Origin of the sequence: Variovorax dokdonensis (assembly GCF_030316895.1) — a bacterium.
Classification (GTDB): Bacteria; Pseudomonadota; Gammaproteobacteria; order Burkholderiales; family Burkholderiaceae_C; genus Variovorax; species Variovorax dokdonensis.
The window spans coordinates 780,027-793,529 of the sequence record NZ_JASZYV010000003.1 but is presented as its reverse complement, the minus strand read 5'-3'; the positions used below and the strand labels follow the sequence as shown (position 1 = coordinate 793,529).

Annotated in this window: 14 protein-coding genes and 1 pseudogene; 11 read left to right on the top strand and 4 right to left on the bottom strand. The window is 67.6% G+C overall.

The features are described from left to right. Positions 1–2 precede the first annotated feature (2 nt). The 5 genes from egtB (at position 3) to QTH91_RS17365 (ending at position 3,926) form a co-directional block, all read left to right on the top strand. A complete protein-coding gene (gene egtB, locus QTH91_RS17385) occupies positions 3–1,271 on the top strand; it encodes an ergothioneine biosynthesis protein EgtB (protein WP_286661351.1) in 1,269 nt (422 codons plus the stop codon). After that, complete coding sequence (gene egtD / locus QTH91_RS17380; RefSeq protein WP_286661350.1) at positions 1,268–2,257, top strand: L-histidine N(alpha)-methyltransferase; 990 nt, start codon at positions 1,268–1,270, stop codon at positions 2,255–2,257. The genes egtB and egtD overlap by 4 nt, the downstream gene beginning before the upstream one ends. A gap of 48 nt (positions 2,258–2,305) precedes the next feature. Then, complete coding sequence (locus QTH91_RS17375) at positions 2,306–2,587, top strand: DUF427 domain-containing protein (RefSeq protein WP_286661349.1); 282 nt, start codon at positions 2,306–2,308, stop codon at positions 2,585–2,587. An 8-nt stretch (positions 2,588–2,595) separates the two neighbouring features. Further along, a complete protein-coding gene (locus QTH91_RS17370) occupies positions 2,596–3,336 on the top strand; it encodes a 2OG-Fe dioxygenase family protein (RefSeq protein WP_286661348.1) in 741 nt (246 codons plus the stop codon). 152 nt (positions 3,337–3,488) lie between these two features. Further along, positions 3,489–3,926, top strand: coding sequence for a universal stress protein (locus QTH91_RS17365; RefSeq protein WP_286661347.1), 438 nt, complete (start codon positions 3,489–3,491; stop codon positions 3,924–3,926). A gap of 19 nt (positions 3,927–3,945) precedes the next feature. Here the strand turns inward: QTH91_RS17365 and QTH91_RS17360 are convergent, their stop codons facing one another. The 3 genes from QTH91_RS17360 to QTH91_RS17350 are packed head-to-tail and all read right to left on the bottom strand — an operon-like array spanning position 3,946 to position 5,856. Further along, positions 3,946–4,653, bottom strand: coding sequence for an anti-sigma factor (locus QTH91_RS17360; protein WP_286661346.1), 708 nt, complete (start codon positions 4,651–4,653; stop codon positions 3,946–3,948). After that, a complete protein-coding gene (locus QTH91_RS17355) occupies positions 4,653–5,204 on the bottom strand; it encodes a sigma-70 family RNA polymerase sigma factor (protein WP_286661345.1) in 552 nt (183 codons plus the stop codon). The genes QTH91_RS17360 and QTH91_RS17355 overlap by 1 nt, the downstream gene beginning before the upstream one ends. Positions 5,205–5,259: 55 nt before the next feature. Next, entirely contained in the window at positions 5,260–5,856 is a 597-nt protein-coding gene (locus tag QTH91_RS17350; protein ID WP_390367257.1) for a DUF3455 domain-containing protein, read from the bottom strand. A gap of 86 nt (positions 5,857–5,942) precedes the next feature. Between QTH91_RS17350 and QTH91_RS23085 the strand changes: the two are divergent. The 3 genes and pseudogenes from QTH91_RS23085 to QTH91_RS17340 form a co-directional block, all read left to right on the top strand. Next, positions 5,943–6,230 (top strand): annotated as a pseudogene (locus tag QTH91_RS23085) (double zinc ribbon domain-containing protein); the annotation flags it as partial. Positions 6,231–6,248: 18 nt separating this feature from the next. Then, the gene (locus QTH91_RS17345; RefSeq protein ID WP_286661344.1) at positions 6,249–9,452 is read left to right on the top strand and encodes an ATP-binding protein; all 3,204 of its coding nucleotides are present in this window, start codon (positions 6,249–6,251) and stop codon (positions 9,450–9,452) included. Positions 9,453–9,462: 10 nt separating this feature from the next. Continuing rightward, positions 9,463–10,878 (top strand): NADH:flavin oxidoreductase, encoded by a 1,416-nt coding sequence (locus tag QTH91_RS17340; protein WP_286661343.1) that lies wholly within the window; start codon positions 9,463–9,465, stop codon positions 10,876–10,878. Positions 10,879–10,895: 17 nt separating this feature from the next. Here QTH91_RS17340 and QTH91_RS17335 read toward each other — a convergent pair whose 3' ends face one another. Beyond that, entirely contained in the window at positions 10,896–11,639 is a 744-nt protein-coding gene (locus tag QTH91_RS17335) for an RluA family pseudouridine synthase (protein WP_286661342.1), read from the bottom strand. 126 nt (positions 11,640–11,765) lie between these two features. Between QTH91_RS17335 and QTH91_RS17330 the strand changes: the two genes are divergently transcribed. The 3 genes from QTH91_RS17330 (at position 11,766) to QTH91_RS17320 (ending at position 13,493) form a co-directional block, all read left to right on the top strand. After that, entirely contained in the window at positions 11,766–11,894 is a 129-nt protein-coding gene (locus QTH91_RS17330) for a hypothetical protein (RefSeq protein ID WP_286661341.1), read from the top strand. A 183-nt stretch (positions 11,895–12,077) separates the two neighbouring features. Continuing rightward, on the top strand, positions 12,078–12,329 hold the full coding sequence (locus tag QTH91_RS17325; protein ID WP_286661340.1) for a hypothetical protein: 252 nt from the start codon (positions 12,078–12,080) through the stop codon (positions 12,327–12,329). Between the two features lie 114 nt (positions 12,330–12,443). After that, on the top strand, positions 12,444–13,493 hold the full coding sequence (locus QTH91_RS17320) for a transporter (RefSeq protein WP_390367258.1): 1,050 nt from the start codon (positions 12,444–12,446) through the stop codon (positions 13,491–13,493). Positions 13,494–13,503 lie beyond the last annotated feature (10 nt).

Below are 13,503 nucleotides of genomic sequence, written 5' to 3'. Positions count from 1 at the left end.
CGATGCCGCTATCGAGCGCCCCATCACGGGCCGGCCTTCAGGCCCAGGCTGGCGCACTGCACGAACACTTCCAGCGCGTGAGACAGCACAGCATGGCGCTTGCCGCGCCGCTGTCCGCAGAAGACCAGTGCGTGCAGTCCATGCCCGACGCCAGCCCGACCAAGTGGCACCTTGCACACACCACCTGGTTCTTCGAGACCGTGCTGCTGCAGCCCCACCTGCCAGGCTACCGCGTGTTCGACGCGCGCTGGCACTTCCTTTTCAACTCGTACTACGAGGCGCTCGGGCCGCGTCATCCGAGGCCGCAGCGCGGCCTGCTCACTCGCCCGGGTATCGAAGAGGTGCATGCCTATCGCGCGCATGTGGACGCTGCCGTGCAGCAACTGCTGGCGCAACTGGACGATGAAGCGCGTTGGCGCGTGGTCGAGCCGATCGTCACGCTGGGGTTGAATCACGAGCAACAGCATCAGGAGCTTCTGCTCACCGACATCCTGCATGCGTTCTGGTGCAATCCGCTTTTGCCGGCCTACGAGGCGCCTGCGGGGCCGTCGCTGCGTCTGGCTGCTGCGCCACCGGCGGAATCGCCTTGGGTGGATCTCCATGGCGGCGTGGTCGAGGTGGGGCATTCGGGGGCCGGCTTTGCGTTCGACAACGAAACGCCCAGGCATGCCGCGCTGCTGGCCCCCTGTCGCATTGCGCGTCGACTGGTCACGTGCGGCGAGTACGCGCAGTTCATCGAGGACGGTGGCTATCGCACTGCGTCGCTCTGGTTGTCCGATGGCTGGGCCGCGGTGCAGGCGCAAGGATGGCAGGCACCTGCGTATTGGCTTGCGCCGGATGACCCGCGCTTGACGCGCGACCGGCCCGCTGCCGACGGTTGGCAAGTGTTCGGCCTGCAAGGTGTCCGGCCGATGGACCCCACGGCGCCTGTCATGCAGTTGAGCTTTTATGAGGCCGCTGCCTATGCCGAATGGGCCGGCGCGCGCTTGCCCACCGAGTTCGAGTGGGAGGCGGCCAGCGCGCAAATGCAGCAGGCCACCGGGCACGTCTGGCAATGGACGCGCTCGTCGTACGACCCCTATCCCGGCTTCAGGCCTCTGCCTGGTGTGGCCGCCGAATACAACGGCAAGTTCATGGTGGGCCAGCTGGTGCTGCGCGGTGGCAGCCTGGCCACGCCCGAAGGCCATTCGCGGCCGAGCTATCGAAACTTCTTCCCGCCAGCCGCGCGCTGGCAGTTTTCCGGGCTTCGGCTCGCCAAGGAGATCCAATGACGCGCCCAGCCCCGCTGCGCTTTCCCGTTGCCGCAACCCGTTCCGACCCAGCCAGCGCCGATGCCGAGTTCGGTCGTGAACTGCTGGAGGGCCTGTCGCGCAAGCAGCGCAGCATCTCGCCCAAGTATTTCTACGACGCCGAAGGCTCGCGCCTGTTCGACGCCATCTGCGAGCTGCCCGAGTACTACCCCACGCGCACCGAACTGGCCATCTTGAGCGCCAACGCCGCGGACATCGCGCAACGCATCGGCCCGGATGCCGAGATCGTCGAATTCGGCGCCGGCTCCTTGCGCAAGGTCCGCCTGCTGCTGGACGCGCTCGAATCGCCGCGCCGCTTCGTGCCGATCGACATCTCCGGCGAGCACCTGCAAGGTGCCGCCGCCGCGTTGCAGGCGGAGTACCCCGATTTGCCGGTGCATCCGGTCGTGGCCGACTACACGCGCCCCTTCGACCTGCCGCCGCTGCTTGCGGGAAGCAGGCGCCGTGTGGGCTTCTTCCCTGGCTCGACGCTGGGCAATTTCACGCCCGAAGAGGCGCTGGCGTTCCTGCAAGGCGCGGCGCACGTGCTGCGTGGCGGCGGCCTTCTGCTCGGGGTCGATCTGGTGAAAGACCCGGCGCTGCTACATGCGGCCTACAACGACGCGCAGGGCGTGACGGCGCAGTTCAACCTCAACCTGCTGCATCGCGCGAACAGGGAGCTTGGCGCCGATTTCGACGTGGCGCGGGGCTTCGGCCACGCTGCCTTCTACAACGCGCCCCTCAAGCGCATCGAGATGCATCTGTTGAGCCGCCGTGCGCAGGTTGTCCGTCTGCTTGGCCAGCAAGTCGAGTTTGCAGAGGGCGAGACCATCCACACGGAGAACTCCCACAAGTTCACCGTGGAAGCGCTGCGGGCGCTGGCCTTGCGTGCGGGTTTCGGCATCGGCCCGGTGTGGACCGATCCGCAGCGCCTGTTCAGCGTGCACTGGCTGCCGGCGGCACAATAGCTCCCGTGAATGCCCGCCGCTTGCGCGGGCCCGACCGGAGCAAGCCCAATGAAAGCCACCTGGAATGGCGTGACCATCGCAGAGAGCGATGACACTGTGCTGGTTGAAGGCAACCACTACTTTCCTGCCGATTCGCTCAAGCGCGAATTCGTCACCTTCAGCAATCACCGCACCATGTGCGCGTGGAAGGGGCAGGCCAGCTACTACTCGCTGCTGGTCAATGGCGAGATGAACACCGACGCCGTCTGGTATTACCCCGACCCCAAGCCCGAAGCCGACATGGTGCGCGACCGTGTCGCCTTCTGGAAGGGCGTGAAGGTCGAAACCTAGGCCGGCGCATGACCCGCGAATTCTCCGCGCCGGGCACGACGCCCGAGCGCCTGCTGACCGCGCTGGCCGAAGACGGCTACGCCATCCTGGAGCCCGCCGCCACGGCCCAATGGCTCGACGTGCCCTTGTCCGACCTCGAGGCGATGCACGACGACTGGAACGGCCTGCCGCCCGACGAATACCTCAAGGACGGCGGCCGATATCGCACCCGTCGACACGCCTGCTTCGTGGTGCATGGCGGCGAGGTCGAGCAGGTTCCGCACCGCGCGCACTGGCAGCCCGTGGAATACAACGCCTTGCATGGCGGCATGCAGCGCTGGTTCGCACCGATGATGGCGTCCACGGTTGTGAGGCCGGCCTGGCAACGGCTGTTGCTGCGTCTGGCCGATGCGGCCAGCGCCCTGCGTGGCCCGCAGCGCTGGTACATCGAGGCGCACCAGTTCCGCATCGACACCGCCGGCGGCATCGGGCGGCCAACGCCCGAGGGCGCGCACCGCGATGGTGTCGACCTGGTGGCGGTGGCCCTCGTCGGCCGGCACAACGTCAAGGGCGGCGAGACACGCGTGTTCGAGGCCGAAGGCCGGCGCGGCGAGCGCTTCACCATGAGCGAGCCGTGGACGCTCATGTTGCTGGACGATGCCCGCGTGATCCACGAATCGACCCCCATCCAGCCGTTGGCCGAACACACGCCGGGCTGGCGCGACACCTTGGTCATCACCTGCCGGCAGGGCGCCTTCCAGGGCGGCTGAGGTCGCCGGGGCTTCGGCATGAAGCTTGCGGCGGTGCAGGCGCGGTCCCGTCGCGGGCCGGGCCGGGTGATTCCTACATGGAGCTTGCGCGCCGAGCCTGTACAGTGGCCCCCGTCTAAGACGTGTTCATGAATGAGAAAGCGAGGTCCGCCATGTTCAACCACATCCTGGTCCCCATCGACGGCTCCGAGGCATCCATGACGGCCGTGAGCAAGGCCAGCGGCTTGGCGATTGCCTTTGGCAGCCGCATCACGCTCATTCACGTGATCGACAACTATCCCTTCATCGGCGTGGGCGCCGACTATGCGCTGGGCCAGAACGAATACCTGGCCGCCGCCACCGCCAGTGCCAACGCGGCGCTGGCGCGCGGTGTCGCCGCGCTCGCGGCCGAAGGCCTGCACAGCGACCAGCGGGTGATCGACGGCCATGTGGTGCACGAGGGCATCGTCGACACCGCCAATTCGTTGGGCTGCGACCTGATCGTGATGGGCTCGCATGGCCGGCACGGCATCGAGAAACTGCTGCTGGGCAGCGTGACCCAGCGCGTGCTTCAGGAGTCGCGCGTGCCGGTGCTGGTGGTGCGCAGCTGAAGGGCTGCGCGCAACACCGCTACAACGCCACGCTGCGGCCCACGAACAGGATCGGCCCCGTCGGCCGACCGATGGTGGATCCGCCTTCGGGTTCGAGGGTGATCTCGAACAACTGCTGCGGCCCGACGCTGGGCAGCCGCGACACCGGCATCTCCACCGTCTGGCCAGCCTGCACCAGGCCCAGCGAGCTGGGCTGCGCCGCGCCTTGCGCCTTCGTCCAGAACTGAAGCGAGCGGCCCGATGGCACGGGGGGTGTTTCGCCGGTAGGCACCAGGCGCAATCGGTCCTGGTCGAGCTCCACCACCCAGCCGGCATTCGTGCCGTCGGGGCTGTTCAAGACCGCCACATAGCGCGGTCCCGCTGGCATATCCGGTTGCTGAAGCAGCACGGTGCCGAGCGCCACCGCCATGGCCAGGCATGCTGCGCTCAGGCCCTGCCACAGGCGCAGCCTCGACCACGGGCCCTGGCGTGGGCGCGCGCGGGCGGCGGGCATCGACGCGCCTTCGAGCGCCACTTCGATGCGTTGCCACAGCACGGCATCGGGCTGCGCGGGTGCCACGCGAGCAGACAGCGGCAGCAGCCGGTCCTGCCAGGCGTACACGGCCGCCTGCAGCGCGCGGTCTTGCGCCATGGCGGCGCTGAACCCGGCGCGCTCTTCGGCGTTCAGGGTGCCGAGCACGAATTCGGCGGCGGCCGCGTCGCGGTCTTGAGGGGTCGACAGGTCCATCACGCCAGGCACTCCCGCAGGCTGGAGAGTCCGCGCCGGATCCAGGACTTGATCGTGCCCAGCGGCGTGTCCAGCCGCTGGGCGATCTGTTCGTGCGTCATGCCATCGACGAAGGCGAGCATGACGCAGGTGCGCCGCGAGGCCTCGAGGCGCTGCAGGCAGCGCTCCAGGCTTTCGCCGTCGAGCGCGCGCTGCGCATCGCTGGCGTCCTGGTGCTGCTGTGCATCCGAAAGTCCGGCCAGATCGTCCGGATCGAGGCTTTCCATGCGGCTGCGGTTTCGGGCCTCCTTGATGGCCTGATGCCGCACGATGGTGTAGATCCAGCCGCGTGCGGACCCCAGCTCCGGCCGGAACGTGTGGGCGTTCTGCCAGATCTGCAGGAAGGCGTCTTGCAGAACGTCCTGCGCCTGTTCACGGTCGCGCACGATGCGCAGCGCCACGCCAAGCAGCCAACGTGCCTCGCGAAGATACAGGGCGCGTAGCGCAAAGCGCTCGCCGCGCGCGCAGGCGAGCACGGCGGCTTCATAGTCGAACGGAACGGCGTTGTCCATGCAATAGGGCCAGGGGGCGGCGCGACTGTAGCAGCGGCGCGCCGCCGGTGTCCGGTCAGGCGGCCTTCCAGAAGATGTAGTCGGCCTGGTAGCGCACGATCTCCTGGCGTCCGGTGGTGGCCGCGTTGCAGGCGGTGGCCGGAGCCACACCGCCGCGCGTGGCCACGCGCTGGATGTACGACACACCGTTCATCGCGCCCATGCCGCTGGCCGGATTGGCCTTGACCAACTGCATGGGGATGTTGCCGTTTCCGCTCGGCGCCACGGCCAGTTGAGTTCCGGTAACGGCAGAGCCATCTTGCGCGGCCCAGGTGGCCGGCGGTCCGAAGTAGCGACCCACGGTCTGGCCGGCCCGGTTGTTGAGCTGCGCCTTCGGTCCGACGAACACCCATTCGAAGGATCCGGCGGCGCCGGTCTTGGCCCGGCATTCATAGGCGATCTCGCCCACGCCCACGGTTTCCATGGCCACGCGATGACCCGCCGGCACCTTGACCGCATCGGGCAGGTCGTTCTGGCTGAAGCTGGATGCGGGCATCGACGACATGTCGGCGCAGGCCGAAAGCACACCGGCAGCAGCCAGGGTCGGCGCGACAAGAGCCAGTCGCACCGAGCGACGGGTGAAGAGGGACGAAAGCGTATCGGGCTTGAGCATGGCGATTCTCCTGAGGTTGAGATGCGTGACTTCGCCGGCATTGGCCGACGCTCACACATGCCACTAGCCGCGAGGCCCGCATCTGGATGCAGCACCGTGCAAATATATTTTCTGAAGGTGCGAGCGACCGCATCGGCCGGCGCGCAGGACGCCATGCAGCCCCGCGTGTTGGCGCTTCTTCTGGCGACGGGTTATGGCTACCATGCGCTTTTGCCGACCGTTCGGATGCCGACCGAAGAGGGGGCTGCATGGAATGCTCGCGTTGTCGACTCTCCAATCCCGAGGGTAGGCGCTTCTGTTCGGCTTGCGGGCAAGTCCTGGCCCGGCGCTGTCCGGCCTGCCACGCCTCTTGCCTGCCGGATCAGCGGTTCTGTGGACATTGCGGTGCGCCGATGGCGGGGCCGCACGGCGAGACCGAGGCAGCGTCCGCTGGGCCCGAGCGGCGGCAGCTGACCGTGCTGTTCTGCGATCTCGTCGGCTCCACGGCGCTGTCGCACCATCTCGATCCCGAGGACGTGCGGGACATCATCCTTCGCTACCAGCGCACCGCCCGGAGCCTGATCGAGCGCTACGAAGGCGACATCGCCCGCTACATGGGCGACGGCATCCTGGCCTATTTCGGCTATCCCACCGCGCACGAGGACGATCCGGCACGCGCGGTGCTGGCGGGCCTGGACATCGTGGCCGCGCCCTACACGGCGGACGCATCGTTGCCGTCTGGCGCGCGCCTGGAGGTGAGAGTCGGGATCGCCACCGGGCTCGTCGTGGTCGGTGACCGTATTGGCGCTGGAGCGTCGCAGGAGGCAGCGGCGGTCGGCGAATCGATCAACCTGGCTGCGCGGCTTCAGTCGCTCGCGCCGTCGGGCTGCCTGGTGATCAGCGATCGCACGCGCGAGCTGACGCAGGGGCGATTCGAGTTCCGCGATCACGGGTTGCACGACATCAAGGGCTTCGACGAACCCGTGCGCGCCTGGCAAGTGGTTCGCGGCGCAGTGGCCGAGAGCCGCTTCCACGCGCTGCGCGATCGGGGCATGACGCCATTCATCGGGCGCGAAGAAGAAGTCGCCCGAGGACAGGCTCTGCTGCGTCGTGTCGAAGATGGCGCGGGCCAGGTGCTCCTGCTGCTGGGTGAGGCGGGCATCGGCAAGTCGCGACTTGCGGAAACGCTGCTGGACGGCTCGAAGCAGAGGGCTGCGCGTATCGTGCGGCTCCAGTGCTCGCCCTACCATCCGCACAGTGCGTTGCATCCCTTGATCCAGCGCCTCAGGCACGAAGCCGGGCTGGACGGTTGCGAGGCGCCGGGGCAGGCCCACGACAGGCTGTGCCAGTTGCTCGCCTCGGCGAGCGCCGATGAGCCTGAACCCGGCGACCTTGCGCGTCGCGTCGCGGTGCTGGCGGCCTTGCTATCGCTGCCCGAGGATCCGCGCTATCCACCGCCCCAACTCACCGCCCAGCAACTGAAGGCGCGCACGCTCGAGGTGGCGGCCGACTGGCTGCTGGCCCCGTCCGGCAGTGGGCCGTGCCTCGTGCTGGTCGAGGACGCGCACTGGATCGATCCGACGTCGCTGCAGCTGCTCGACCTGCTGGTGCGCCGCGCCGCCGATGCGCCGGCCGGCATCGTCATCACCTCGCGCACAACCTTGGACGTCCCCTGGGTTGCGCTCGGCCATGTGAACGTCATCCTGCTCGATCGCCTTGGCGCGGACGAAGCGGGGGCCATGGCGTGCAGCCTGTTGGCGGACGAAGCGCCTTCCGCGAAGCTGGTGGCGCAGATCGTGCGCCTGACCGATGGTGTGCCGCTCTTCATCGAGGAATTCACCAAGGCGGTCGAATCCCGGATGCCGGTGCAGAGCAACGCCGGCGGCGAACGGCTTTCCAACCTGGGGTCGATGCCGGACAACGGTGCCTTCGGCGTTCCGCTGACTTTGCAGGATTCGCTCATGGCACGCCTGGATCGGCTGGGCAGCGCGAAGCAGGTCGCGCAGATGGCGGCGGTGCTTGGCCGGGAATTCACACGCGACGGCCTGGCCGGTCTGTGCGGGTTGGATCACGAAGCGCTCGACGCGGCACTGGGCGTGCTCATGGAATCCCAGGTGGTGTTCGGGCGGGGCTCGCCGCCGCACCCGGCGTTCGCATTCAAGCACGCGCTGGTTCAGGAGGCGGCCTATGCCAGCCTGCTGCGCCATCGCCGCCAGGAACTGCATGGGCGCGCGGGCACGATACTCGCCAACGTCCAGCCCGGTGGTGCCGCCGTGGAGCCCGAGCTCGTCGCTCACCACTATGCGCTCGCCGGACAGGCGCTGGCCGCCGCGCGCTATTCGGCGCTGGCGGGCAAGCGCAGCCTCGACCGATGGGCCAACCTGGAGGCCCTGGGGCACACGGCCTTGGGGCTGGAGCAACTCGAACACGTTCAGGAAGGCGAGGCGCGAGACCAGGTCGAGCTTGCCCTTCGCATGATCGAAGGCACGGCGCATCGTGCGGTGCACGGTTTTGCATCCGCTCACGTAATGGAGAGCTTTGCGCGCGCGCTGGTGCTGTGCGAGCGGCTGGGCGATGCCCAGCACGTGGTGGACGTTCGTCGGGGGCTGTTTTCCTTCTACTACGCACGTGGGGAACTCGACCTGGCGCGGCACCAGGGCGAGCAGGTGATGCAACTTGCCGAGCACCATCCGGGCGACCGCGATACCCGCGTCCTTGCCGAGTGGATGCTCGGCGTCATGGCCTTCTGGCGTGGCGAGTTCGGCGACGCTTGCGAACGACTGGAGCGCGCGGCTTCTCTCTATTCACCTCATGCCGACGGCGCGACGACCTTGGCCTTGCAGATCGATCCGGCCGTCAATGCGTGGAGTCACCTGACCTGGGGACTCTGGATCCTGGGGCGACCGGGATCGGCCCTGGCGTGTGGTGCGCGCGCGGTGGCCACCGCCCGTACCTTGAACCAGCCGCTCGCGCTCGCCATGGCCCAGTTCTTCCATTGCGCCACGCTGGCCTGCTGCGGCCGATACGACGCGCTGGACGAGCCGCTGGGTGAGTTGCTCGCCGTCACCAGCGAGCACGGGTTGGTCTACCTGGGCAGTTGCGCCAAGGTCCTGCGAGGACAACATTGGATCGAGACCGACCACCACGCCGAAGGCTTGGCGCAGGTGGAGTTGGCGTGGCACGAGTTCCAGGCACAGCAGGCACAGTTGGGCCTGCCCTGGTTGCTTTCCATCATGGCGCTCGGACATGCCGGGGTCGGGCGTACGGCCCAGGCCATGGAAGCGATCGAGGCAGCGCTGCAGGCGATGGAGCGCAAGGGCGAACGTCAGTGGGCGCCCGAGGTCTGGCGAATCAAGGCGAAGGTGCTGCTGATGGGCGGCCCGGATCGCGTGGCCGAAGCAAGGGCCGCACTGCAGACCTCGTTCTCGATGGCTTTGGCGCAGAAAGCAGGCTCGCTGGCGCTGCGTTCCGCAACCAGCCTGGCGGCGCTGCTGGCGCGCCAGGGCGAAGGCGCTGCCGCAAGCGCGATCCTGCTGCCGGTACGCGCGCAGATCACGGAAGGAGAGGGCACGGCGGATCTGCGCGCGGCGGACGAACTGATGTCGGCCCTTCGGTGAGGAGCACAACATGAGCGATCTGCATCCCATGCCGGCCGAGGTGCTTGGGCAAGCGCTGACGATCGGCAACGTCAACTTCAAGAACCGCTTGCTGCGATCGAGCGTTGGCGGACGCAACTGCAACTACGACGGCAGCGTCACGGACGTGTGGAAGAACTTCGAGAAGCGCTTTGCGCAAGGTGGCGTGGGCGGGATCATTTCCACCACGTTTCATGTCAACCAGTCTCGCCTGGCGCCGCTGCAATATCCGTCGATCGCGCTGCAACGCCACGTCTTCGCGCTCAAGAAGTTCCTGCCCGAAATCCGGGAAGAGCATGGCACCCGCTACATCGTCCAGATCGGCGATCCGGGCTATGCCACCTACTCCAGCCTGTTCCCCGAAGACACGGATGGGCTGAGCGCGTCCGACGGCTTCGACTTCGCATTCGGCTACACGAATCGGCGGCGTGCCATGTCGCAGGCGCAGATCCAGGAGGCCATTTCCAACTATGCGAGTGCGGCTGCCCGTGTGCGCGAGGCGGGCGCGGACGGTGTCGAGATCACCGCGGCCAAGGGTTACCTGATCCATCAGTTTCTCAATCCGGGGATCAACGCCCGAGACGACGATTGGGGAGGCTCTGCGGACAAGCGATTCCGGTTCCTGGCCTGCGTCGTCGATGCGGTGCGTGCCGCCGTGGGCAAGGACTTTCTGGTGGGCGTGCGCCTTTCTGCGGCCGATCACAACCAGGATCCGCGCCTGCTCTGGTGGGGGCGGCTGCCCTGGCACTTCAAGCCGGAGGAGCGCCGCAGCGGCAGCGGCATCGACCAGATGCGCAAGCACGCGCTCGCCCTGCAGGACCTGGGCGTCGATTTCCTGCACATCACCGCGGGCTATGGATTTCCGAATCCACACGATGTGCCCGGGCGCTTTCCCTTCGAGGAAGTTCGGATGTTCTTCGACTCGGTTCGGCACTTGAGCGCCAAGGCGTCGGCGCGGGCCGCGCTGACGCATGTCGCGCCCACGGCGTGGCTCGACTGGCTGACCAACATCGGATGGAAAGAGGCCAATGCGGTCAACCTGGACAGTGCCAACATCATCAAGGCCGCCGTGCGAATCCCGGTCATCGTCAACGGCGGGTTCCAGGATCGGCCCGACATCGAGCGTGCTCTCCAGGCTTGCGACATGGTCTCGATGGCACGCGCGTTGATGGCCGACCCCGATCTTCCCCGCCGCCTGATCCGCCGCGAGGCCTCGCAAGTGCCGCGCTGCACGCGCTGCAACAAGTGCGTCGGCCGCACGGCGACGAGTCCGCTGGGTTGCTACGACCAGAGCCGCTTTCCATCCCAGCAGGCGATGTTCGAGGCCATCATGGCCTTCAATCGTCCGGACGGGGCGCCTTCGGGCAGCGATGCCCAGCCGTCCGAAGCGGCGCTGCCGCAGGCGTGATCAGCCCGCGGGCGCCTTCAAGGCGCGACGCGCCAGGGCGCCATGCGGCCTGCGGCCGCAGGCGGTACGAATGGCGCGGGTGATTCGAAGCGCACCGTCTCGCCGGTGCGCGGATGCGCGAAGGACAATTCGCTCGCATGCAGCATCAACCTCGGGGCACGCTGCTGCACCGCGGCGCCGGCATACAGCGGATCGCCCAGGATCGCGTGGCCGATGTGCGCCAGATGGAGCCGAAGCTGGTGCGATCGCCCGGTGTGCGGCGAAAGCAGGAGCCAGGCGGCGCCGTGTTCCGGATATGCCCTCTTCACGCGCCAGCGCGTGAGGCTCGGCTTGCCGGCCGGGTCCACCTTCTGCAGCGGTCGGCGGGGCCAGTCGGCCATCAGTGGTGCGTCGATGCTTTGCCAGGCGTGCGCTTCGTCGTCATCGGAGGAGGGCGCGGATGCGTATTCGGGCAGGCCATCGACGACGGCCTCGTAGCGCTTGTCCATCGCCCGGGTGGCAAACGCTTCGCTCAGCAGGCGCTGCATTTCAGCGCCGCGGGCCATCAGTACCAGGCCGCTGGTGGCAAGGTCGAGGCGGTGAACCACGAGCGCGTCCGGCCATCGCGCCTGGGCGCGCGCCGCCAGACAGTCGGCCTTGTGGGCGCCTCGGCCGGGCACGCACAGAAGGCCGGAAGGCTTGTCGAAGACGAGCAGGTCGGCGTCCTCGTGAATGAGATCGAGGCCAGGGGGCGGGAGGTAGGGTGGTTCGTCGGGAAGCATGGGCAAGGCTCCCTTCGCCGGGGGATGCTCTTGCGGCGGGAGTCGGTCATGATCATCGTTGATCTGAGCAGGCTGTCATCGTTCAGCCACGTCAGGGCGGCAAGATGCCCCTCAGGTCAAACGCCAATGCAAGTTCCGTCCTTCGTCATGAATCCGTCCGCCGTCATCAAGAAAGTACTCAGCACCACTGCCCAGGCCTGGCTCCTGGTGCCGCGCGCCGAGCCAAAAGCGCAGTCGGCGGCTGCTGCGGCCTGAGACAACGACGCCGGTCGCGCCGCGAGGGCGAGGGCGAGGGCGAAGTCGGCCGCATGGGCGGCAAGGCCATTTGCCTTTCGGAACGTTCGAGGCGCAGACTCACCACCCGAGCGTCGCGCTCGGGTTGTCATCAATCCGTCATATACCGCGCGCAACCTCGAACGTTGATCCAAGAGGAAAGTCATGAACGCGATCAAGCGTGCCCGCCGATACATCGAGCAGTACCCTATGGAGCCTTCGGCCCAGATCCTGTCACGGCTGGTGCTGGCACTGGAGACCGAACACGGCTTCGAGTTGTCCGAGCTGTACGAGCTCGACCTCGCCCAATTCGACCTGGCCATCGAGATCCTCAAGGAATGGCGGCTCGACCGCTACTACGCCGGCAAGGCCAAGCTCTTCGATTTGTCGCTGCAACTGTCGCAGATGCAGCCCTGACCGCAAGCCGGTCGTCCTGTCCGATTTGGACATCCATCACTTCATGCGGGTAGGCCCGGGCAAGAGCACGCCGGACCGCTCCACCGATGCGGTTACCGACCGGGTGAGGCGACTGTGAGCCTGTTGGACGCGAGCGTCTCGGTCGCAGGCAACTACGGTGGCGACGAGGCAGGCCTGATCTGCGGCTTTCTCTTCGGTGCCGAGGGTCAGGGCCGTCCGCTGGATTCGTCCGCGGCCGCCCAGTGGCTCGATGCCGGCGCTACCGGTGGGCAGGCCGATGGCCGGCAGTTTGCCTGGCTGCACTTCAACCTGGCGCACGTCGCGGCAGAACGCTGGCTGTCGCGCCATGCAGGGCTGGCGCCCGAGTTCTACGAGATGCTGCACGACGGGGTGGCCTCCACGCGCATCGAGCGGGTGGAGCAGTCGCTCTTCGCCGTCATCAACGACGTGCATTTCGATTTCGCGCTGGATGCCTCCGACATCTCCACCTTGTGGATCAGCGTCGACCGGCGGCTGGTGCTGACCGCGCGGCGCCAACCGCTGCGTACGGCCGATCGCCTGCGCACGGCGATCGCGCGCGGCGATCAGATCCGCTCCACCACCGATCTGCTCGAACGGCTCATGCGCACGCAGGCCGATGTGCTGGTGGCCATCGTGCGGTCGGCCACCGAGCGCGTCGATCGGGTGGAAGACGACCTGCTGGCCGACCGCCGCGTGGCCCGGCGAGCCCGCCTGGGCAGCCTGCGCCGGGTGCTGGTCCGGTTGCAGCGCCTGCTGGCGCCCGAGCCGGCCACGCTGTTCCGGCTGCTGCAGAACCCGCCGGGCTGGATGGCGCCGACCGACGTGCAGGAGCTGCGTGCGGCGGCCGAGGAGTTCTCGGTCGTGCTGCACGACATGCAACTGCTGCAAGAGCGGATCAAGCTCCTGCAGGAAGAGATCGCCGCCAGCGTGAACGAGGACAACAACCGCAGCCTGTACGTGCTGACGGTGGTTACCGTGCTGGCGCTGCCCATCAACATCCTGGCGGGCCTCTTCGGCATGAACGTGGGTGGCATCCCGCTGGCGGAAAGCGGACATGGCTTCTGGATCGTGGTGGCGCTGGTCGGCGCCTTCACCATCGTTGCCGGCTGGCTCGCGCTGAGGCGCCAACGAAAGGATCGATAGCCGAAGCCGG